At 60.9% G+C, this 494-nt stretch carries 1 pseudogene; it reads left to right on the top strand.

Annotation, left to right across the window (positions count from 1 at the left end):
* A pseudogene (locus H740_RS06560) lies at positions 1–494 on the top strand (bifunctional aconitate hydratase 2/2-methylisocitrate dehydratase); the annotation flags it as partial.

Here is a 494-nt window from a genome sequence, read left to right as displayed (position 1 = left end):
ATCATCGGTCGCTCGCTTTGCGGTAAGGCTAGGGCGGCGCTAAATTTGGGCGCAGAGGATATCTTTGCGAGGCCCGCGCAGCCGCAAACGGACGAGAGCGAGGGCTACACGCTAGCTCAAAAGATCGTGGGCAGGGCCTGCGGCGTGCCGGGCGTTAGAGCCGGGCAATACTGCGAACCTGCGACTCTCACCGTTGGCTCGCAAGACACCACGGGGCCGATGACGCGCGACGAGATCAAGGAGCTAGCTAGTCTTGGGTTTTCGGCTGATTTTGTGCTGCAGAGCTTTTGTCACACGGCGGCCTATCCAAAGCCTAGCGATCTCGAGACGCAAAGGACGCTGCCTAAATTTATGAGCTCGCGCGGCGGAGTGAGCCTGAGGCCGGGTGACGGCGTCATACACTCGTGGCTAAACCGTATGGTGCTGCCAGATACCGTGGGCACGGGCGGCGACTCTCATACGCGGTTTCCTATCGGCGTGAGCTTCCCTGCTGG

This window comes from Campylobacter showae CC57C (genome assembly GCF_000344295.2).
In the GTDB taxonomy this organism is placed as follows: domain Bacteria; phylum Campylobacterota; class Campylobacteria; order Campylobacterales; family Campylobacteraceae; genus Campylobacter_A; species Campylobacter_A showae_B.
The sequence above is the reverse complement of the archived record's forward strand: the minus strand, read 5'-3'. Positions and strand labels throughout refer to the sequence as shown.